This is a genomic window from Janthinobacterium sp. TND4EL3 (assembly GCF_900156175.1).
GTDB lineage: Bacteria > Pseudomonadota > Gammaproteobacteria > Burkholderiales > Burkholderiaceae_D > Janthinobacterium.
Genome location: NZ_FTMV01000003.1, coordinates 239,810 through 261,609, shown reverse-complemented (window position 1 = coordinate 261,609; position 21,800 = coordinate 239,810). Strand labels below are relative to the sequence as shown.

Genomic DNA, 21,800 nt, shown 5'->3' with positions numbered 1-21,800 from the left:
TGCACAGCGAGCATCGGAGGCCGCAAATCGCGACGCGCAGCAGGTTTTTCGGAGGTCCCTATTTTTTGCCGGCGGTTTCTTTCCACTGTTTCAGGAAGGCCATGCGCTTGGCAGGTCCCAAAAATTGCAGGATGATCGGGTGCACAGGAATCGGCTTGACGTTGGCCGCGCCGATTTCCTTGACCAGTTCGGCCGAGGTGGTCTCGCCCGTCACGTCGGCGCGGATGGCGAACAGCTTGGCGCCGTTCGAGATGATGGTCTGGCCGCGGTGCGACAGGATGTAATCGAGCCACAGCTTGCCGGCGTTGACGTTCTTCGCGTTCTTGTTGATGAACTGTACGCGCGACAGGATCAGCGTGTAATCCTTCGGCAGCACCACGCCGATCGACGGGTCGGTCTTGGCGCGCACCAGGGCGTAGGAACCCAGCACGTTGTAGCCGATCAGGTTTTCACCCGAGGAGATGCGCTCCATCATGGTGCCCGTTGACGACTGCACGCGCACCTTGGCCGCGCCAAAAGCGTTTTCCAGCGCCAGGAACTGCGGGTACTCCTTGGCATCCTGCGCCATGAACATGAAGCCCACGCCCGATTTCTCGATGTCGTAGGTGGTGACCTTGTCCTTGAATTTCGGCGTGGCGATCAGCTTGACGAAGTCGTCGTGATTCTTCGGCACTTCCTTCGGATCGAGCAATCGCTTGTTGTAGACGATGGCGGCCGGCTCGAACGTGGTACCGTAGGCCTGGTCGTCCCACATGGCCCAGCCGGGAATCTTCGCCGCTTCGACCGACTTGTATTTCAGGGCGTAGCCATCGGAGGCCAGACGCATCTGCAGGTCCATCGCGGACGACCACATCACGTCAGCCGTGTTGCCGCCTGCCGCCACCTCGGAAATGAAGCGGTTGTACACCTCGGTGGAATTCATATCGTTGTATTCGACCGAAATGCCGGGATACAGGGCGTTGAAATCCTTGATCAGGGGAGCGGCCGCCTTGCTGTCGGTGGCGCTGTAGATCACCAGCTTGCCTTCCTTCTTGGCCGCGTCGATGATCTTCTGGTAGTCCGCAGGATAGCCGGACGGCACTTGCGCAAAGGCGGCGCCGGCCAGGCTGGCAAACGCGGTGGCAATGGCGACTTGAAGCAGGGTCTTGGTTTGCATGGGGTTGTCTCCGTCTATGAAATAGATATTTTTTTGAATGTGATGCCGTTCAGCGCATTAATCCGAGCTCGGTGGCCTGCCGCGCATATTCGTCGACCGCCTTCCTGACATACGCCGTCAGCTTCGGTCCCGTCAGCGCGAACGGGTACAGGCCGGCCTGCGCGCGCCATTCGGCAAACTGCGGCGTGGCCATGGCCCGGTCGAAAGTGGCCACCCAGCGCTGGTAGTCCGCTTCGGGCACCTGCGGCCCCATCCACACGCCGCGGATGATGGGCCACACCACGTCGATGCCCTGCTCGCGCGCCGTCGGCACGTTCGCCAGCACGCCCGGCAGGCGTTTTTCCGACAGTACGGCCAGCACGCGCGCATGGTTGGCGCTGGCGTTCAGGGTGGCTTCGGACGTATCGCCCGACACCACCTGCACGTAGTCGGCCTGCATCGCCGTAAACACTTCGCCGCCACCTTCGAGTGCCACGAAGCGCAGCACTTTCGGGTCGATGCCGGCGTGACGCGCCACCAGCGCCATCTTCAGCCAGTCCTGGCTGCCGATGGTGCCGGAGACGCCGATCAGCACCGTGTCCGGATGCTGGCGCAATGCCGCGATCAGGTCACCGAGCGTCTTGTAGGGCGAATCGCTGCGCACGGCGATCATGCCGTAATCGGCACCGAGCGCCGCCACCCAGCGCACGTCGCTTGCCTTGGCGTTGCCGAACTTGCCCTGCGCCAGATTGAGCAGCGAACCGCCCGAAAAGGCCACCAGGGTGTTCGCTTCCGCGCGGCGGCGCTGCGAGCCCATCGAATGCCAGGCCACCGCGCCGATGCCGCCGGGCAGATAAGTGATGCGCATCGGGCTGGCGACGCCAGCCGCGCTCTCCTGCGCCAGGCCTTTTTTCGCCAGCTTGCAGGTCAGATCCATGGCGCCGCCCGGCTTGGACGGCACCACGCATTCGACCGGCGCGGGCGTCGCCGCCTGTGCCCGGAAACAGGCGAGCAACAGGCACAGCAGCGACAGGAACAGGGAGCGCAACATGGTCATGGCTTAGAAACGGTGCTGGATACCGGCGATCACGCCGCGCTGCGTGTTGTCGAAACCGGCATCGTCGCGCGACAGGCTGACCAGCTGGTTATGCTTGGCCTTGGCATACGCACCGGCCACGTACAGGTCGGTGCGCTTGGACAGGGCGTAGCGCACGCGCGCCACGTACATGATCGGATCGGCATCCGTATTGGCCGCCACGTTCTTCACGTCCTGGTAGTAAATGACGCCCGTCAGCGTGACTTGCGGCGTGGTCATGTAGCTGACACCGCCCCAGTACAAGGTGCCGCGCACGTCAGCCTTGCCGGCGGCTGCCGGATCGAGCTTGTAGTCGCGCGCCACGGCCTGCACCTTCCATGGGCCTTCGCTGTACATGGCGCCCATATGGTAGGAAGTGGTCTTGTCGCGCGCACCACCGACAATGGAGTTGCCGTTGACGCGCTCGTACGTGGCCAGCAGGCTCACGGGACCGGCCGTATAGGTGACGCCGGAAGAGAACTTGGCGCTGTCCTGGGCACCTGTCGCTTGCTCGCCGAAGCCGTAGGAAGCGCCAAATTTGAAGTCACCGGCCTTGCCCGAGTACTTGACCAGATTATCGAACGCGGTCGTCATGCCGTACTTGCTGGGGCCGCTGGCGTTGGCCGACGTGGCCCACGAGTAGTAAGGCGCGTAACCCATCGGATCGAACGGCAGCACGAAGTCGTACACGGTGGTGAACGAACGGCCCAGCACCAATCGGCCATAGCTGCCTTCCAGGCCCACATACGCCTGGCGCTTGAACAGCGCGCCATCGGCTGCGCCCGTATCCATCAGAATGCCGCCTTCCAGGTTGAAGACGGCTTTCAGGCCGCCGCCCAGGTCTTCGCTGCCGCGGATGCCCCAGCGCGACGTGTTCATGCCACCGGAGCTGACGTGGCTGACCGAGCCTTTCGATGGCGAGGCATTGCTGGTATTGTCGACGCCGACATCGAGCAAGCCGTAGACGGTAACGTTCGACTGTGCCTGGGCAGCGCCGGCTGCGGCGGCAAGAACGGCCATGGCGGCCAGCGAGAATGCGGTTTTCTTCATGTGGAATCCCCTTAGATATAGTTATTGGTGATAAGCCTGATCAATTCCATGAATCAGGATCACACTATATGAGCGCCATCCTTTCAATTGGCTTTCAGAATGACAGGTGTCGCCGGCCAGCCACAACGGACATCAACATATTCGTCGCCTCCCCTGCCGCCAGGCTTACACTGCATCATTTCAACGAATGGCGGAGACCATGCGCATATTATTAGTGGAAGACCATCTGGAGCTGTCGCACTGGCTGGCAAAGGCCCTGCGCGACGCGCACCTGACGGTGGAGACCGCCCACAACGGCGCCGATGCCGACGCCCTGCTGCACACGCAGGAATACTCGCTGGTGCTGCTCGACCTGACCCTGCCCAAGATGGATGGCCTGGACGTGCTGCGCCGCCTGCGCGCGCGCGGCGGCACGCGCGGCAAGACTCCCGTCATGATACTGACGGCGCGCGGCGGCCTCGATGAAAAAGTGCAGGGCCTGAACCTGGGCGCAGACGACTACATGGCCAAACCGTTCGAACTGGCCGAACTGGAAGCGCGCGTAAAGGCCCTGCTGCGCCGCAGCCAGGGCAACGAAGCCCTCGTGCACAGCTGCGGCGCCCTCAGTTTCGACACCGTCACGCGCATGTTCAGCTATGGCGGCGCCCCTTTCCCCCTGACGCCGCGCGAACATGCCGTGCTTGAGGCGCTGATCACGCGCTCAGGCCGCGCCGTATCGAAAGAAAAATTGTTCGACGAAGTCTTCGCCCTGGCCGACGACGCCAACCTGGACGCCATCGAACTGTACATCCACCGCGTGCGCAAGAAGCTTGAAAGCGATGCGCCCGACGCCGCCGCCATCACCACCCTGCGCGGCATCGGCTACCTGCTGCAGCCGCGCAGCGCCACGGCGCCGGCGACGCCAAAATGACCGTGCGCGCGCCACGCCTGCCCCTGTTCGAACGCCTGCGCCGGGGCTGGGCACAAGGCAGGCCGCTGGGCAGCCTGCGCAGCCAGCTGCTGCGCTGGCTGCTCATTCCATTGGTGATGCTGGTGCTGCTCGACGCCGTTTTCGTCTACCGCAACGCGCTCGACGCGGCCGACATGGCCTACGACCGCTCGCTGCTGGCCTCGACGCGGGCGCTGGCCGAACGCGTCTCCATCGTCAACGGCAAGGTGGTGGCCGAAGTGCCTTACGTGGCGCTCGACAGCTTCGAAACGGACACGCTGGGCCGCATCTACTACAAGGTCACGGGCATCAACGGCGAACTGGTCTCGGGCTATGGCGATTTGCCGCCCGTGCCGAAAAACGTGCCACGCTCGCAGAATTACCCGGCCCTGGTGCGCTTCTACCACGCCGACTACCACGGCAAGCCGATCCGCATCGCGGCCCTGCTGCAACCCGTGTATGACGACTCGATGCGCGGCATCGCCCTGATCCAGGTGGCCGAAACGCTGGACGCGCGGCGTGGCCTGTCGAACCAGATCCTGTTCGACACCCTCAGCTGGCAGGCGGCGATGATACTGGTGATGGGCGCCCTCGTGTGGTTTGCCGTGCGCCTGGTGCTGCGCCCGCTGATGCGCCTGAAGACGGAAGTCGAGACGCGCACGCTGTCCGACCTGTCCGACGTCGATCCCACGCTGGTGCACAAGGAGATGCGCCCGCTGGTGAGCGCCATGAACGGCGCCATGTCGCGCCTGCAGCAGCTGATCGCCAGCCAGCGCCGCTTCATCGCCGACGCCTCGCACCAGCTGCGCACGCCGCTGACGGTGCTGAAAACCCAGGCCGAACTGGCCATGCGCGAGTGCGATCGCCAGGCGGGCGCACCGCCGGACATCGCCGCCCTGCGCGACATCGTGCGCTCGATCGCCGCCACCACCGATTCAACCGTGCTGCTGGCCAACCGCCTGCTGACCCTGGCGCGCATCGAGCATGGCGGCGACAGCCTGGCCATGGATACCGTTTCGCTGCGCGACGTGGCGCAGCAAGTGGGCCTGGAAATGGCCATGAGCGCCGTCGCCAAGAATATAGACCTGTCGCTGGAAGCGCCCGACGAGGCGCCCGTGCATGGCCAGGCCCTGCTGTTGCACGAACTGGTGGCCAACCTGGTCGACAATGCCCTGCGCTACACCCCCCAGGACGGCAGCGTCGTCTTGCGCGTGCGCGCGGCGCAGGCAGGATACGGCGACGAACAAGGCGCCGTGCTGGAGGTGGAGGACAGCGGCAAGGGTATCCCGCCTGCCGAGCGCGAACGCGTGTTCACGCCATTTTACCGGGTCGGCGCGGCGCTCGAAAGCAATCCCGGCGGCGCCGGGCTGGGACTGGCCATCGTGCGCGACATCGCCGCCCTGCACGGCGCACGCCTGGAACTGGCCACGGCGGCAAATGGGCACGGACTGAAAGTCGGCGTGTATTTCACCGCAACGCCAGTCGATGCTAAGATCGCGCCCTGAAATTTCAAAGAAAGCCCACAGCCATGATGACCAAAGACGACGTAACCGAACTGTTTGCCAATATTGCCGAGAATGCACCGTGGGACCTGTCCCAGCCGCTGCTGTGGGGTTATTACTTCACCAACCCGACATCCGCGCCACTGGAGCAGGCCGCCGCCCTGCTGGCGCTGCAGGGCTACCGCCCCGTGGAGCTGTACCAGCCCGAGCTGGACGACCCGGCCGCCGCCCCCGTGTGGGTGCTGCACGTGGAAAAAGCCGAAGTGCATGGCGTCGACAGCCTGCACGCGCGCAATGGCGAACTGATGGCATTTGCGCAGGACAACCAGCTGGCCAGCTATGACGGCATGGATGTGGGCCCCGTCGGCGCGCCCGATGTGCCGCAGCTGTAAGACAGTTTAACGATGAAAAAACGGCGCCCGTGGGCGCCGTTTTGCATGGCTCGCTGACAACGATCAGCTGAGGTTTTCCAGGCGGATCTTGGTGACGGTGCCCACCACGCTGTTCAACGCTTCCATTTTCTCGATGGCGGCCGTGACGTTCTTTTCCTGCGTCTGGTGCGTCAGCATGATGATATCCGTATGCGTCTCGCCTTCGGCAGGCTCTTTTTGCAGCATGGCGTCGATCGAGATGCCGCGTTCGGCCAGAATGCGCGTCAGGTCGGCCAGCACTCCCGGCTGGTCGGCCACATGCATGCGCAGGTAGTAGCTGGTGGTGATTTCCGACATCGGCAGGATTTCGATGTTGGTCATGGCATTCGGCTGGAACGCCAGGTGCGGCACGCGGTGTTCCGGGTCGGCCGTTGCCAGGCGCGTGATGTCGACCAGGTCGGCGATCACCGACGAGGCGGTCGGCTCGGCACCGGCGCCGCGGCCCGAATACAGGCTGGCGCCGACGGCGTCGCCATGTACCAGCACCGCGTTCATCGCGCCTTCCACGTTGGCGATCAGGCGCTTGGCCGGGATCAGGGTCGGATGCACGCGCAGCTCGATGCCTTCCAAGCCGTTGACGGTGGTACGCCGGGTGATGCCCAGCAGCTTGATGCGGTAGCCCAGTTGCTCGGCGTAGCGGATGTCGACGGCATTGAGGTTGCTGATGCCTTCCACGTAGGCCTTGTCGAACTGCACCGGGATGCCAAAGGCGATGGCCGACATGATGGTGGCCTTGTGCGCGGCGTCGACGCCTTCGATGTCGAAGGTGGGGTCGGCTTCCGCGTAGCCGAGTTCCTGCGCCTGTTTCAGCACGGTGGCGAAATCGAGGCCCTTGTCGCGCATCTCGGACAAAATGAAATTGGTGGTGCCGTTGATGATGCCGGCGATCCATTCGATGCGGTTGGCCGTCAAGCCTTCGCGCAGCGCCTTGATGATGGGGATGCCGCCGGCGACGGCCGCCTCGAAGGCCACCATCACGCCCTTGTCCTGGGCGGCGGCGAAGATTTCGTTGCCGTGTACGGCCAGCAGTGCCTTGTTGGCCGTGACCACGTGCTTCCCGTTGGCAATGGCCTGCATGACCAGGGTTTTCGCCAGGTCGTAGCCGCCGATCAGTTCGACGACGATGTCGATCTCGGGATCGTTGACGATCAGATAAGGGTCATCGACGACCCTGCACGCGCCGGCGATGAGCGCTTCGGCGCGCGCCACGTCGCGCACGGCGACGGCGACAACTTCAATGCCGCGGCCCGCGCGGCGCTTGATTTCTTCCTGGTTGCGTTGCAGGACGCTGAACGTGCCGTAACCGACGTTGCCCAGGCCCAGCAGGCCGATCTTGATGGATTTCATAGTTATGCTTGACTGCTCATTAAGTGGCGCCGCCAAGGCGGCGCCAGGTTGATCGGTGTTGCTACTGGCCGCCTCAGCCCCGGCCGTGACGCTTGCGGTAACCTTCGAGGAAGCGCGCAATGCGGCCCATGGCCTCGGTCAGGTCATCGGAGTTGGGCAGGAAAACGACGCGGAAATGGTCGGGCGCGATCCAGTTGAAGCCCGTGCCCTGCACGATCAGGACCTTGGCTTCGGCCAGTAATTCATAGGCAAACTGCTGGTCGTCGGCGATCGGGTAGATCTCCGGGTCCAGGCGCGGGAACATGTACAGCGCGGCTTTCGGCTTGACACAGGTGACGCCCGGAATATCGGTCAGCAGCTTGTGCGCCAGGTCGCGCTGTTTCAACAGGCGCCCGCCGGGCCCCACCAGGTCTTGTATGCTCTGGTAGCCGCCAAGCGCCGTCTGGATGGCAAACTGCCCCGGCGCGTTGGCGCATAGCCGCATCGAGGCCAGCATGTTGAGGCCCTCGATGTAATCTTTTGCGTGGCGCTTTTCGCCCGAGACCACCATCCAGCCGGAACGGTAGCCGCAGGAGCGGTAATTCTTCGACAGGCCGTTCATGGTAATGAACAGCACGTCGTCGGCCAGCGAGGCGATCGACACGTGCTCGGCTTCGTCGTACAGCACCTTGTCGTAGATTTCGTCGGCGAAAATGATCAACTGGTGCTGGCGCGCCAGCTCGACGATCTGCAGCAGCACGGAAACCGGGTACAGCGCACCGGTCGGGTTGTTCGGGTTGATGACGACGATGGCCTTGGTGTGCGGCGTGATCTTGCGGCGCATGTCCTCGATGTCGGGATACCACTCGTTCTGCTCGTCGCACACATAATGCACGGGATTGCCGCCCGACAGGCTGACGGCGGCCGTCCACAGCGGGTAGTCGGGCGCCGGCACCAGCACTTCGTCGCCGCTGTTGAGCAGGGCGTTCATCGACATGACGATCAGTTCGGAAGCGCCATTACCCAGGTAAATATCGTCGATGGTCACGCCGGCGATATTCTTGCCCTGCGTATAGTGCATGACGGCCTTGCGCGGCGCGAACATGCCTTTCGAATCCGTGTAGCCGGCCGCGTTCTGCAGGTTGAGCATCATGTCGCGCACGATCTCGTCGGGCGGATCGAAGCCGAATACGGCAAGGTTGCCGATATTGAGCTTGGTGATCTTGTGGCCTTCTTCTTCCATTTGCCTGGATTTTTCCAGGACCGGGCCGCGGATGTCGTAGCAGACGTCCGCCAATTTATTCGATTTCTGAATCGGTCGCAAAATAAATCCCTGTCGTGATGCGGCGCTGCCGGCCTTACGCTTGCGGCGTAATACCCGCGCCAGAACTATGAACCCATGAGACTGCAATGCGAAAACAACCATTCTCGCCGAAAGCAGGCCATTTTATCAAATTAAACATGGCGAACTGCAGCATTTCGCGCCGATTCTGCCACGCCAGACGCCACGGCCGGCCATTCCGGCCGGGACACCTTCATCTTCTCTTAATCTTTGCCTATTACCATGGCGAATGCGCCACCTGCCGGCGCCACCGCAAACATTGCAAATTGGAAAGAATCTTGCATTCCATTCGCTCTTTTCTGTCATTTATGGCATGCTTACGCCCTTCGCCGCAGCGCACATCCGGACGGCGCGCGCACCGATCAACCGACACGACCATCCCATCGCCATGAAACTTCATGCCAGCAGCACCCAACAATACCAAACCGTCACAGGCTACGATGAAAATGGCGTTGAAATCAATGCCGTTCCGTATAACTACAGCCTGATCGTCATGCCGGAAATGCCGCCACGGGCGTGGGATGTGGACAGTTTCGAGCAATTGAGCGAGGCGCATTTCGCGCAAATCCTGGCCGATGCGCCCGATGTCGTGATCCTCGGCACGGGCGAGCGCCAGCGCTTCGTGCATCCGAAGCTGACGGCCGCGCTGACCATGCGCCGCATCGGCGTCGAATGCATGGATAGCCAGGCGGCCTGCCGCACCTACAACATCCTCATGGGCGAAGGCCGCAAAGTCACGCTGGCCCTGATCCTGACCCCAGGCGCGGGCAAGAACGCATGAAAATCAACGTCAACGAACTGCACTCGTCACGGGTGCTGATGTGGTCCCTGCTGGGCATCTTCATCGTCGTTACCCTGTATGCGCTGGGCATCCGCACCCTGGTGCCGCCCGACGAGGGCCGCTACGCGGAGATGGCGCGCGAGATGTTCGTCACCGGCGACTGGATCACTACCCGCCTGAACGGCATCAAGTACTTTGAAAAACCGCCCCTGCAAACGTGGATGAATGCGCTCAGCTTCGCCGCCTTCGGCCTGGGCGAATGGCAGGCGCGCCTGTGGACTGGCCTGTGCGGCATCATCGGCGTGTGCATGACCGCGTATGCCGGCAAGAAAGTCTTCGGCCCGCGCGTGGGACTGTATGCCGGCCTGGTGCTGGCGTCGAGCCTGTTCTGGCTCGCCTCCGGCCAGATCAACTCGCTGGACATGAGCCTGTCGGCCATGATGACCATCGTACTGACCAGCCTGCTGATTGCCCAGCGCGACGAAGCCGGCCCCGCCGAACGGCGCAACTGGATGCTGCTGTGCTGGGCAGGCATGGCGCTGGCCGTGCTGGCCAAGGGCCTGATCGGCATCGTGCTGCCGGGCGCCGTGCTGGTGCTGTATTCGCTGTTCGCGCGCGACTGGCGCATCTGGACCCGCTTGCACCTGATCAAGGGGCTGCTCGTCTTCTTCGCCATCGCCACGCCGTGGTTCGTGCTCGTTGCCCTGCGCAACCCGGAACAGCCGCATTTCTTCTTCATTCACGAACACTTTCAGCGTTTCCTGATGAAGGGCCACAAGCGCGAAGGCGCCTGGTATTACTTCCTCGTGCTGTTAATTCCGGGCATCATGCCCTGGCTGGGCGTATTGCCGCAAAGCATAGCGGCTGCGTTCAAGCGCCAGGAAGGCACTTTCCAGCCCCGTTTGATGGTGCTGATCTGGGTCCTGTTCATCACCTTCTTCTTCAGCTACTCGACCTCGAAGTTGCCCGGCTACATAGTGCCCGTCTTCCCCGCCCTGGCGCTGCTGATCGCGCTGTTCCTGGAATCGGCGTCGCGACGCCAGCGCATGCTGGCTGCCGGCCTGCTGTGCGTGCTGGGCGCGGCCATCCTGATCGGCGGACCGATCGCCTTCGGCAAGGCCAGCGCGCGCGATCCAGCCGAGCTGATCGCGTTAAAGGGTTACCAGCCTTGGCTGATGGCCGCCGGCTTCTTCGCCCTGGCTGGCGGCGGCCTGGCGCTGCTGCATGCGCGACAGTTACGCCGCGACATGACGATCCTGACGATCGCCGGCGCCGGCTTCCTGGCCACGCACTGCATCCTGGCCGGTTCCGAACTGTATGGCCAGAACCGCGCCGGCACCGATTTGCTGCCGCAGATCCAGGCCGAACTGAAGCCCGACACCAAGCTCTATTCGGTCGGCATCTACGAACAGTCGCTCACGTATTACCTGCAGCGCACCGTGATCCTCGTCGATTACTGGGACGAGTTCACCTTCGGCCTGAAACAGCAGCCCGAACTGTCGATACCGACCATCGAGCCGTTCATCGAGCAGTGGACGCGCGATGCGGCTGCCGGCGTACACGACGTGGCCATCATCAGCCTGGACCGCTACAAGCAATTGCAGCAACGTGGCGTCCCCATGCGCGTCGTGGCGCAGGATGCGCGCCGCATGGTTATTGCCAACCAGTAAAGAACAACGAGCATGACAGGGCGCGTACCGGAACGGTCCGCGCCCGCATCGGAAGCTGACCATCCCCAAAAAACGGCTGCGCCGCTCCCGCAATATAGATTTAGAATAGCCATGCCAGCCCGCCGATTCCGGTCGCGCAGGCCGCCTCGGCAACAACCCGTACAGCATAGTCAACCCAAGAACAGCGCCCCATGACCTCTACCCTGCCCTTTTTGCCTTTTTCCAAACCCACCATCGACGAAGCGACCATCGCCGCCGTCGGCGAAGTGCTGCGCTCGGGCTGGATCACCAGCGGTCCGAAAGTGCAAGCGTTTGAAGCCCAGCTGTCCGAGTACTTTGGCGGGCGCCCCGTGCGCACCTTCAATTCGGGCACTTGCACCATGGAAATTGCGCTGCGCATCGCTGGCATCGGCCCAGGCGACGAAGTCATCACCACGCCCGTGTCGTGGGTGGCGACGGCCAATGTCATCATCGAAGTGGGCGCCACGCCCGTGTTTGCCGATATCGATCCCGTCACGCGCAACATCGATCTCGACAAACTGGAAGCGGCCATTACCCCCCGCACAAAAGCCATCATCCCCGTCTACCTGTCCGGCTTGCCCGTCGACATGGACCGCCTGTATGCGATTGCCGAAAAGCACAACTTAAGAGTCGTGGAAGACGCGGCGCAGGCCTTCGGCTCCACATGGAAGGGCAAGCGCATTGGCTCGTTTGGCGATTTCGTCTCGTTCAGCTTCCAGGCCAACAAGAACATCACCACGGGCGAAGGCGGCGCGCTGGTCCTGAACAACCTGGAAGAAGCGAAGCTGGCCGAGAAATACCGGCTGCAGGGTGTGACGCGCAGCGGCGTCGACGGCATCGATGTCGATGTGCTGGGCGGAAAGTACAACATGAGCGACATCATGGCCGCCATCGGCCTGGGGCAGTTTGCTAACATCGAAGCGATCACGGCCCACCGCCGCGCGCTGGCGCGCCATTATTTCGAGCAATTCGGCAGCGATTTCGAAGTGCGGAGCGGTGCCCAGCTGCCCGTGCAGGACTTTGAAAACAGCAACTGGCATTTGTTCCAGATCATCCTGCCCGACAATGGCCCCGGCACGCGCGCCGCCTTCATGCAGGCGATGGCACAGCAGAACGTGGGAACGGGCTATCATTACGCACCGATCCATCTGTTTACCATGTACCGCGAGCGCGGCTTTACCGAGGGCATGTTCCCTGTCTCGGAAAAGATCGGCCGCCTGACCGTGACCCTGCCCATGTTCTACGCCATGACGAAACAGGACGTGGAACGCGCCGTCGCCACCGTCAAATCCATCCTCATCAAATAAGTAGCGCGCCGATGAAACCTGAACTGTCCATTATCATTCCTATCTACAACGAGCAGGATGGCCTGGCCGCCCTGTTTGCCCGCCTGTATCCGGCCCTCGATGCCTTGCAGACGAGCTACGAGATCGTCTTCATCAATGACGGCAGCCGCGACAATTCGGTCAGCATCCTGGCCGAGCAATTCCGCCAGCGCCCCGACGTCACGCGCGTGGTCTTGTTCAACGGCAACTATGGCCAGCACATGGCCATTCTGGCCGGCTTTGAAGCCTCGCGCGGCCAGATCATGATCACGCTCGACGCCGACTTGCAGAACCCGCCCGAGGAAATCGGCAATCTGGTGGCGAAAATGCGCGAAGGCTACGATTACGTGGGCTCGATCCGGCGCAAGCGGCAAGATTCCGCCTGGCGCACGCTGGCCTCGAAAATGATGAACCGCCTGCGCGAAAAGATCACGAATATCAAGATCACCGACCAGGGCAACATGCTGCGCGCGTATGGCCGCAATGTCATCGACCTCGTCAACCAGTGCGCCGAAGTGAACACCTTCGTGCCCGCGCTGGCCTACACGTTTGCCCGCAAGCCGACGGAAATCACCGTCGAGCACGAAGAACGGGCCGCCGGCGAGTCGAAATACTCGCTCTACAGCCTGATCCGCCTCAATTTCGACCTGGTCACGGGCTTTTCACTCGTGCCGCTGCAAATCTTTTCCATGCTGGGCATGGCCTTGTCGCTGGGCTCGGCGTTGCTGGTCATCTTCCTGCTGATACGCCGCTTCCTGCTGGGCGCGGAGGCCGAAGGCGTGTTCACCCTGTTTGCCATCGCCTTCTTCTTCATGGGCGTGATCCTGTTCGGCATCGGCCTGGTGGGCGAATACGTGGGACGCATCTTCCAGCAGGTGCGCGCGCGTCCCCGCTATGTGGTGCAAACCATCCTGCAAGACGGCATGACCCAGGCGGAAGCCGAGGCACAGTCGTACGTGCGCCTGGAAAAACGCCAGGTGGGTCGCTGATGGGCGCCCCGCGCGCCGTCGTCTTCGGCTACCACAACGTCGGCGTGCGCTGCATCAAGGTGCTGCTGGCCGGTGGCGTCGATATCGCCCTCGTCGTCACGCACGAAGACAGCCCCACGGAAAACCTGTGGTTCGAGTCCGTGGCGGACCTGTGCCGGGCCGAAGGCATCCCCTATGTCACGCCGGGCGACGCCCGCGCGCCGGAGCTGCTGGCGCAGGTGCAGGCGGCCACGCCGGACATGCTGTTCAGTTTTTACTACCGTCACATGTTGCCAGCCAGTATCTTGGAAGTCGCGCCGGCCTACAATATGCACGGCTCGCTGCTGCCGCAGTTCCGTGGCCGCGCCCCCGTCAACTGGGCCGTGCTGCATGGCGCCACGGAAACGGGCGCCACCCTGCATGAAATGACGGTCAAGCCGGACGCCGGCGCCATCGTGGCGCAGACGGCCGTGCCCATCCTGCCCGACGACACGGCGTTTGAAGTGTTTGGCAAGGTAACTGTTGCTGCGGAGCAAACCCTGTGGGGCGTGCTGCCAGCCTTGCTGGACGGCACGGCGCCGCGCCAGTTGAACGATCTGCGCCAGGGCGGCTACTTCGGCGGACGCAAGCCGGAAGACGGCCGCATCGACTGGAAGTTACCCGCGCAACAGGTGTACAACCTGCACCGGGCGGTCGCGCCACCGTATCCGGGCGCGTTTACCGAAGTCAATAATGTCGTTTACATCATCGAAACAGCCCGTTTAAGCAAGCTTTCAGCGGGAAGTTTGCCACCGGGCTTGGCGGTAGTGGATAATTGCATCTTTGGCGTCTGCGGTGACGGCCGCATGCTGGCCATTTCCGCACTGAGGGCCGGTGAGGAGACGATTTCGGCCAAGCAATTGCAAGCAAGACTGACCACCGGCGTCAGCACACATTGAATATCACACACGAGAATCTCACATGAAAAAAGTCCTCATCTTAGGCGTCAACGGCTTCATCGGCCACCACCTGTCCAAGCGCATCCTGGAAACCACCGACTGGCATGTCTACGGCATGGACATGAACACGGACCGCATCACGGAATTGCTGGACGACGAGAACTACAAGTCGCGCATGCACTTCTTTGAAGGCGACATCACGATCAACAAGGAATGGGTCGAGTACCACGTCAAGAAATGCGACGTGATCCTGCCGCTGGTGGCCATCGCCACGCCTTCGACCTACGTCAAGCAGCCGCTGCGCGTGTTCGAACTGGACTTCGAAGCCAACCTGCCTATCGTGCGCTCGGCCGCCAAGTACGGCAAGCACCTGGTCTTCCCGTCGACCTCGGAAGTGTACGGCATGTGCCACGACGAAGAATTCGATCCGGAAAACTCGGAACTGATCTGCGGCCCGATCAACAAGCCACGCTGGATCTACTCGAATGCCAAGCAGCTGATGGACCGCGTGATCTGGGGCTACGGCATGGAAGGCCTGAACTTCACCTTGTTCCGCCCATTCAACTGGATCGGCGCCGGCCTGGACTCGATCCACACGCCGAAAGAAGGCTCGTCGCGCGTCGTGACGCAATTCTTCGGCCATATCGTGCGCGGCGAGAACATCTCGCTGGTGGACGGCGGCGCACAGAAACGCGCGTTCACCTACATCGACGACGGCATCGATGCCTTGATCCGCATCATTGCCAACAAAAATGGCGTGGCCAGCGGCAAGATCTACAACATTGGCAATCCGACCAATAATTACTCGATCCGCGACCTGGCCGGCATGATGCTGACCCTGGCCGCCGAGTACCCGGAATACGCCGAAGGCGCGAAACACGTGAAAATCGTGGAAACGACCTCGGGCGCCTACTACGGCGCCGGCTACCAGGACGTGCAGAACCGCGTGCCGAAAATCACGAATACCTGCGAAGAGCTGGGCTGGGCGCCAACGACGTCCATGGCCGACTCCCTGCGCAATATTTTCGACGCCTACCGCAGCCAGGTAGCCCAAGCCAAAGCCCTGATGGATTAATGTTGAGCAAGCCGTTCCTGACCCTGAAAATCGACGTCGATACCTATCGCGGCACCCGTGAAGGCATGGGCAATCTGGTGCGCATGTTGCAGGCGCACCAGGCCAAGGCCACCTTTCTGTTCTCGCTGGGCCCCGACCACACGGGCTGGGCCCTGCGGCGTGCCTTGCGGCCCGGCTTTTTCAGCAAGGTGTCGCGCACCTCGGTGGTCGAGCACTATGGCTTGAAAACATTGATGTACGGCACCTTGCTGCCGGGACCCGATATCGGCAAGCAGTGCGCGGCGCAATTGCGCGCCGTGCGCGATGCCGGTTTCGAGTGCGGCATCCACACCTGGGATCACACCCTGTGGCAAGACAACGTGGCCAGGCGCGGCGCCGCCTGGACCATCAAGATGATGCGCAAGGCTGCCAACCGCTACGAGCAGGTGTTCGGCACACCGCCGCACACGCACGGCGCGGCCGGCTGGCAAATGAATGTCAGCGCCTTTGTCGAGCATGACACGGCCGGCTACCGCTTTGCGTCCGATGGCCGCGCCATGCTTGATGAACGTGGCGCCATGGTGCATCCGGGCAATGGCCCGCATCGCGTGCGCAATGGCAACACCATCCTCGAGTGCGTACAGTTGCCCACCACCCTGCCTACCCTGGACGAGCTGCTCGGTTGCGAAATCGATGGCAAACTAATTACTACCGGCAATGTTGCCGCGCACATCTTGTCGCTGACGGCGGATAATCCGCGCGATCACGTATATACCTTGCATGCGGAACTTGAAGGTCAGAAACTCGCCCCCATTTTCGAGCAACTGCTGGCTGGCTGGCAAGCCCAGGGCTACCAGTTCGCAGCGATGGGCGACTATTATGAAAAGATAAAAAATACCGACCTGCCCGTTTGCCCCATCACCTGGGATGAATTGCCAGGGCGTTCGGGACGCCTGATTGTGCAGGGCAAAGCGGCCTGAATGCTGTATCGTTGCACCTGGATGCGTTGCCAGATTAAAAACAGCGCTATGATCACCGTTCAGGAGAGAACCTGTGGCTGATAGCCAATCCCTCGTTAGCATTCCCGACTTCACCGCTGCCATGACCAGCGGCAAGACTTTTCAGTTGCTGGGCCGTCCGGCCAAGGCCACGGTCTTGTTTTTCTATCCGAAGGACAACACCCCAGGCTGCACCACTGAAAATATCGCCTTCCGCGACGCCTATGCGCAGTTCACGGCCGCCGGCGTGGAAATCTACGGCATCAGCCGCGATTCCCTGCGCTCGCACGAAAGCTTCAAGGCCAAGCTGGACCTGCCGTTCGAACTCATTTCCGACCCGGACGAAGCCGTTTGCCAGCTGTTCAACGTCATGAAGATGAAACAGATGTACGGCAAGACCGTGCGCGGCGTCGAGCGCAGCACGTTTGTGATTGACGCCCAGGGCCGATTGGTGAAAGAATGGAGAGGCGTGAAGGTCGCAACTCACGTGGAAGAAGTGCTGGAATTCGTAGCGCGTCTGAAGTGATCATCTGTTCTGATCGAATGCGCGTTGCCGGCATCCAGCCAGCTTAATTCAACCGCAGCCCAGTTCACGGTACCTATCGCCATTTTGAGTCAACGAAGCGCCTCTACCCACTCCGCCAGGCGGGCCTGCAGCCCGCCGATGGCGTTCATGACCGGCCAAGCAGCCGGCCGTCCGGCAGTCACTCGTCCTGTTCCATTGTTGTTCCCAAGCATCCACCCCATGAGTAGTGCCGCCAGAAGCTGGCAGCCCATGGGCGATTCATTCCAGAAATTTTTTGATTGAGATCCTGATGCCACTGCCAAAATTACCGAGCAAGCCAGCCACCATCCTGGCCACCCAAGATTACCCAACCGCAGGCGCAGCGCGCCCGGCCACGAAAACCCCGGCAGCCAAGAAAGTGGCTGCACCGATCATTGAAGCGGCGATCGCCGAAGTTGCCAAGCCAGTCCGCAATGCGGCCACGAAGATCAAGCAAGTGGCGGCCCTGATGGTCGCCAAACCAGCGCCCGCCCCGGCGCCCGTGGCTGCCGCGCCTGTTGCTGCACCGGCGCCTGCCGCCAAAACCAAGCCGGCGGCAAAAGCCAAGGCGCCCGCCGCCAAGGTCACGCCGATCAAGTCCGTCAAGCAGGAGCAGCCGCACCCGGCCAAGCACAAGGCGGTCGAAGTGCAGCTCAAGTCCTCGGCCAGCCGCGCCGCGGACCAGCGCGGCATCAGCAAGCTGTTCGTGCTCGACACCAACGTGCTGATGCACGACCCTTCGTCGCTGTTCCGCTTCGAGGAACACGATGTGTACCTGCCGATGATGACCCTGGAAGAGCTGGACAACCACAAGAAGGGCATGACGGAAGTGGCGCGCAACGCCCGCCAGGTCTCGCGCACGCTCGACGCCCTGATCAGCAACACGGATGACGACGCCATCGAGCACGGCATTCCGCTGTCCAAGCTGGGCAACAAGGATGCCAAGGGCCGTTTATTCTTCCAGACGCGTTTGCAAAGCGCGGACCTGCCGGCTGGCTTGCCAGTAGGCAAGGCCGACAACCAGATCCTCGCCGTCGTGCGCTCGCTGGAAGCGGAACAGGACGGCCGCCCCGTCGTGCTGGTGTCGAAAGACATCAACATGCGCATCAAGGCACGCGCCCTGGGCTTGCCGGCCGAAGACTACTTCAACGACCATGTGCTGGAAGACACGGACTTGCTGTATTCGGGCATCGTGCAACTGCCGGACGATTTCTGGAACAAGCACGGCAAGGACATGGAATCGTGGCAAGAAAGCAAGAACGGCTACAGCTCCACGTTCTACCGCGTGACGGGTCCGTTCGTGCCGTCGATGCTGGTCAACCAGTTCATCTACCTGGAGCCGAAAAACGGCGAAGCGCCATTCTATGGCCAGGTGAAACAGATCAACGGCAAGACGGCCGTGCTGCAAACCCTGCGCGACTTCAGCCACACGAAGAACAATGTGTGGGGCGTGACGGCACGCAACCGCGAGCAGAACTTCGCCCTGAACCTGCTGATGAACCCGGAATGCGACTTCGTCACCCTGCTGGGACAGGCCGGTACCGGCAAGACCCTGCTGGCCCTGGCCGCCGGCCTGGCGCAAGTGCTGGAAACCAAGCTCTACAATGAGATCATCGTCACCCGCGTGACCGTGCCCGTCGGCGAAGACATCGGTTTCCTGCCTGGCACGGAAGAGGAAAAGATGTCGCCATGGATGGGCGCCTTCGACGACAACCTGGAAGTGCTGAACAAGTCCGACTCCGATGGCGGCGAATGGGGCCGTGCGGCAACGCAAGACCTGATCCGCTCACGCATCAAGATCAAGTCGCTCAACTTCATGCGCGGCCGCACCTTCGTCAACAAGTTCCTCATCATTGACGAAGCGCAAAACCTGACGCCGAAACAGGTCAAGACCCTCGTCACGCGCGCAGGTCCCGGCACGAAGATCCTGTGCCTGGGCAACATCGCCCAGATCGACACGCCGTACCTGACGGAAGGCTCCAGCGGCCTGACCTATGTGGTCGACCGCTTCAAGGGCTGGTCGCACAGCGGCCACGTGACCCTGGCTCGCGGCGAGCGTTCGCGCCTGGCCGACCACGCCAGCGAAGTGCTGTAAGTTGTAGCGGGCGGCGCGAGCTGCCCCAGTCATGCAAAAGCCCCGGCTGCAGCGATGCAGGCGGGGCTTTTTTCATGTGCGCAACTTTTTTCTGCGACATGTTCTAATACCGCTCCTTTCTTCCTGGACAACCCGCCCCATGCATCCCGCCCTGCAGTTGCTGCTCTGCTTCATTGTCTTCATGGTCCTCCACATTTCCGTCATGGCGGCCTGCGCCAGGCTGTTCGGCATCACGGTGCGCAGCATCAGCTATGGCGTCGGTCCCACCCTGCTGACCTGGGGCAAAGTCCACCTCAAGCTGCTGCCGCTGGCCGGCAATCTCGTGCTGAAGGATACGCGTGAGGAAACCTTGTATGACGACGATCCCTGCCTTGACGCCTACAACTTCCAGCCGCTGTGGAAGCAGGTGCTGCTGCCCCTGAGCGGCGTGACCGTGCTGCTGGCCTTGTCGCTGGGCATCATGGGAGTCTCGGGCTGGGAGCGCTTTATCGCCGCCTTCGGGCACATCGTCGCTGGCGCGCTGGCGCCCTTGTCGAGGGCGCAGGAATTGCTGGGTGAAGGGGAAATGTTTTCCCGTACGCATGGCTTTGCGCTGGTGTTCGCCCTGTTCTCATTAAAACTGTGCGCGTTCAACCTGCTGCCGTTTGCCGGCCTGAATGGCGGCCAGGTGCTGCTGGCCATCGCACGCGGCGGCCAGCCGTATGTGGCGTGGGAAGAAACGGCAGCAAAATGGCTGTTGCTGCCGGGGCTGGCGATCTTCCTGGCCTGGGTGATGGCGTTCGGCTGGCATGGCTGGCAAGCCATGGGGGCGTAGACCGGCTCGCGCACAAGCGCCAAGCCGGCCTTCACGCATCAATTGACCCTTCTGGCCGGCATATCCTGCCCCTCCTGACGCAACACCAGTTGTTGCGTCTTGCCATCGGCATCCTTGCTGAAGCGCACTTCCGCATCGACTTCATTCGAAAAGAAAGCCGTCTCGCTCATCGGCAGCATGGCCAGCTTGCGAAAACCCGTCACCTGGGCGAAGAACTTGTCGCCTTCGCGCGTCACTTCCAGGTAGACCTCGGGCGCCAGCGCATACTTGCCCACGTAGGCATCGAATTGCGCCGTCGTCATGGCAACCACCGTACGCGCCGGCTTGGCGGCGCTGGCGCGCTCGTGCACCGACTTCGATTCGCCGCCATCGTTGAGAATCAGCTGCGCCTCGCCCTTCGGTCCCCGCTCGAATTCGGCTGTGGTGAGCGTATTTTCAATCAGGAAACCATTTGGCGAATACGCCAGCATGCGTTGCGCCGGGCGGCCCGTGCGCTGCAGCAGCAAGTTGCCCTCGAAGTTGCGGATCGTATAGCCAGCCTTGTCGTTGATGGCGTACACGCCCGCATACGCATCCAGGATGGCGGGCTTGAGCGTGATGACCTTAATCTCGGGATATGGCCGGCCCACGGCGATGGCGGCAGCCTTGCGCGCCACCACGTCCGGGTCGACCAGGCCCGTGTCCGAGTTTTCCAGCACGGCCACGTAGACTTTTTCCTTGGGCAAACGCATCGCATACGTGGCAAAGCCATTGATGCCGCCACTATGGTGGATGACGGGCGTGTTTTGCCAAGTGCCCACCTTCCAGCCGTAGCCGGAGCGGGTCGTTTTACCATCGTTCAGCTTGGCTTGCGTGAACGCCAGCTCCCAAGTGGCGGCCTTGAGCAGCTTGCCGTCCGAAATGGCCGCATCCCAGCGCGCCAGGTCGTCCACGGTGGAGACGAGCGCGCCAGCCGCATACGGCTGCGTCATGCTCAAGGGCAAGTTCGGCACATAGGTCTCGCCCGAACGGATATGCCCGGCCGCACGCTTGACGGACTGACGCTCGTGGCCTTCGTAAGCCGTATCGTTCATGCCCAGCGGCACGAATATCTGCTGTTCCACAAACGTGGCATAGGGCTGGCCCGAAGCTTTTTCAATGATGGCGCCCAGCAGGAAATAGCCGGAGCTGCTGTAACTCCATTGGGTGCCCGGTTCAAAGTCCAGGGGATCGTTCTTGAAGAAATCGATCATCTGCGCCACGCTCAAGTCTTTCGTGCTGTTGGGCACAAATTCCGGCTTCCTTGTGTAGTCGTGGATGCCGGACGTGTGCGCCAGCAGCTGCGCGATCGTGATTTTCTTGCCGTGGGTCGGATAGTCGGGCAGGAATGTCGTGATGTCATCGGTAACGGCCAGCTTGCCCTGGTCGGCCAGCAAGAGGATGGCGACGGCGGTGAATTGCTTGGAAATGGAACCCAGGCGCAGCGACATGTCGGGCGTCAGCGGCTGGCCATCCTGCACGCTGGCCAGGCCATATGCCTTGCGCAACAGGGGCTGCCCATCCTTGACGACGATGACAACGGCGCCCGGTTCGGTGGACTTGTAATAGGGAGCGATGCTGGCGTCGATTTGCGCTGCCAGCGCCTGCTGTCGCGCAGTCAGTGGAGCGGGCTGGCCGGCCCAGCTGGCAGGGGTTTGCAACAGGATCAAAGTTGCAAGGCAGATGCTGGAAACGTTAAACATGCAGATCACTTTCATAGTAAGGATAAACAAGCTGGCCATGCCCTTGGCGGCGGCTATCGGATAATGGATATACCATAGGAAA

The 21,800-nt window shown here is 62.0% G+C and carries 19 protein-coding genes; 13 read left to right on the top strand and 6 right to left on the bottom strand.

Annotated elements, in window-relative coordinates:
• Window positions 1–58: 58 nt before the first annotated feature.
• Genes BXA07_RS07110 through BXA07_RS07100 form a run of 3 tightly spaced genes read right to left on the bottom strand, consistent with a single transcriptional unit; the run spans window position 59 to window position 3,260 of the window.
• A complete protein-coding gene (locus tag BXA07_RS07110; RefSeq protein WP_076566861.1) occupies window positions 59–1,156 on the bottom strand; it encodes an ABC transporter substrate-binding protein in 1,098 nt (365 codons plus the stop codon).
• Between the two features lie 49 nt (window positions 1,157–1,205).
• Window positions 1,206–2,192: a Bug family tripartite tricarboxylate transporter substrate binding protein gene (locus BXA07_RS07105; protein WP_076566860.1), complete on the bottom strand. Its 987-nt coding sequence runs from the start codon at window positions 2,190–2,192 to the stop codon at window positions 1,206–1,208.
• 3 nt (window positions 2,193–2,195) lie between these two features.
• Window positions 2,196–3,260, bottom strand: a complete 1,065-nt coding sequence (locus BXA07_RS07100; protein ID WP_076566858.1) for a porin — start codon at window positions 3,258–3,260, stop codon at window positions 2,196–2,198.
• A 199-nt stretch (window positions 3,261–3,459) separates the two neighbouring features.
• Between BXA07_RS07100 and BXA07_RS07095 the strand changes: the two genes are divergently transcribed.
• From BXA07_RS07095 to BXA07_RS07085, 3 genes are read left to right on the top strand one after another with little or no spacing between them, the layout of a single operon-like run.
• Entirely contained in the window at window positions 3,460–4,170 is a 711-nt protein-coding gene (locus tag BXA07_RS07095) for a response regulator (protein ID WP_076567134.1), read from the top strand.
• Window positions 4,167–5,693 (top strand): sensor histidine kinase, encoded by a 1,527-nt coding sequence (locus tag BXA07_RS07090; protein ID WP_076566857.1) that lies wholly within the window; start codon window positions 4,167–4,169, stop codon window positions 5,691–5,693. Before BXA07_RS07095 ends, BXA07_RS07090 begins: the two co-directional genes overlap by 4 nt.
• A 23-nt stretch (window positions 5,694–5,716) precedes the next feature.
• A complete protein-coding gene (locus BXA07_RS07085) occupies window positions 5,717–6,082 on the top strand; it encodes a ribonuclease E inhibitor RraB (protein WP_083708077.1) in 366 nt (121 codons plus the stop codon).
• A 63-nt stretch (window positions 6,083–6,145) separates the two neighbouring features.
• Here BXA07_RS07085 and BXA07_RS07080 read toward each other — a convergent pair whose 3' ends face one another.
• Together BXA07_RS07080 and BXA07_RS07075 are read right to left on the bottom strand one after the other, a co-directional pair.
• A complete protein-coding gene (locus BXA07_RS07080) occupies window positions 6,146–7,468 on the bottom strand; it encodes a homoserine dehydrogenase (protein ID WP_076566855.1) in 1,323 nt (440 codons plus the stop codon).
• A 73-nt stretch (window positions 7,469–7,541) separates the two neighbouring features.
• Window positions 7,542–8,771 (bottom strand): pyridoxal phosphate-dependent aminotransferase, encoded by a 1,230-nt coding sequence (locus BXA07_RS07075; RefSeq protein ID WP_076566854.1) that lies wholly within the window; start codon window positions 8,769–8,771, stop codon window positions 7,542–7,544.
• A 406-nt stretch (window positions 8,772–9,177) separates the two neighbouring features.
• Here BXA07_RS07075 and BXA07_RS07070 point away from each other — a divergent pair, with 406 nt between their 5' ends.
• From BXA07_RS07070 to BXA07_RS07025, 10 genes are all read left to right on the top strand, one after another.
• A complete protein-coding gene (locus BXA07_RS07070) occupies window positions 9,178–9,570 on the top strand; it encodes an Mth938-like domain-containing protein (RefSeq protein WP_076567130.1) in 393 nt (130 codons plus the stop codon).
• Window positions 9,567–11,240 (top strand): glycosyltransferase family 39 protein, encoded by a 1,674-nt coding sequence (locus tag BXA07_RS07065; RefSeq protein WP_076566852.1) that lies wholly within the window; start codon window positions 9,567–9,569, stop codon window positions 11,238–11,240. Before BXA07_RS07070 ends, BXA07_RS07065 begins: the two co-directional genes overlap by 4 nt.
• A 191-nt stretch (window positions 11,241–11,431) precedes the next feature.
• Entirely contained in the window at window positions 11,432–12,568 is a 1,137-nt protein-coding gene (locus BXA07_RS07060) for a DegT/DnrJ/EryC1/StrS family aminotransferase (protein WP_076566851.1), read from the top strand.
• Between the two features lie 11 nt (window positions 12,569–12,579).
• Window positions 12,580–13,575: a glycosyltransferase gene (locus BXA07_RS07055; RefSeq protein ID WP_076566849.1), complete on the top strand. Its 996-nt coding sequence runs from the start codon at window positions 12,580–12,582 to the stop codon at window positions 13,573–13,575.
• The gene (locus BXA07_RS07050) at window positions 13,575–14,492 is read left to right on the top strand and encodes a formyltransferase (RefSeq protein WP_076566848.1); all 918 of its coding nucleotides are present in this window, start codon (window positions 13,575–13,577) and stop codon (window positions 14,490–14,492) included. The genes BXA07_RS07055 and BXA07_RS07050 overlap by 1 nt, the downstream gene beginning before the upstream one ends.
• 22 nt (window positions 14,493–14,514) lie before the next feature.
• Window positions 14,515–15,567 (top strand): bifunctional UDP-4-keto-pentose/UDP-xylose synthase, encoded by a 1,053-nt coding sequence (locus tag BXA07_RS07045; RefSeq protein WP_076566846.1) that lies wholly within the window; start codon window positions 14,515–14,517, stop codon window positions 15,565–15,567.
• Window positions 15,567–16,526 carry a polysaccharide deacetylase family protein gene (locus BXA07_RS07040; protein WP_076566845.1) on the top strand — a complete coding sequence of 320 codons (960 nt, stop codon included), beginning with the start codon at window positions 15,567–15,569 and terminating at the stop codon, window positions 16,524–16,526. Before BXA07_RS07045 ends, BXA07_RS07040 begins: the two co-directional genes overlap by 1 nt.
• Before the next feature lie 73 nt (window positions 16,527–16,599).
• Window positions 16,600–17,070 (top strand): peroxiredoxin, encoded by a 471-nt coding sequence (locus BXA07_RS07035; protein WP_076566843.1) that lies wholly within the window; start codon window positions 16,600–16,602, stop codon window positions 17,068–17,070.
• Between the two features lie 289 nt (window positions 17,071–17,359).
• A complete protein-coding gene (locus BXA07_RS07030; RefSeq protein WP_076566841.1) occupies window positions 17,360–19,183 on the top strand; it encodes a PhoH family protein in 1,824 nt (607 codons plus the stop codon).
• A gap of 139 nt (window positions 19,184–19,322) precedes the next feature.
• On the top strand, window positions 19,323–19,997 hold the full coding sequence (locus BXA07_RS07025) for a site-2 protease family protein (RefSeq protein ID WP_076566840.1): 675 nt from the start codon (window positions 19,323–19,325) through the stop codon (window positions 19,995–19,997).
• Between the two features lie 38 nt (window positions 19,998–20,035).
• Here the strand turns inward: BXA07_RS07025 and BXA07_RS07020 are convergent, their stop codons facing one another.
• Window positions 20,036–21,718, bottom strand: a complete 1,683-nt coding sequence (locus tag BXA07_RS07020; protein WP_076566838.1) for a serine hydrolase — start codon at window positions 21,716–21,718, stop codon at window positions 20,036–20,038.
• Window positions 21,719–21,800 lie beyond the last annotated feature (82 nt).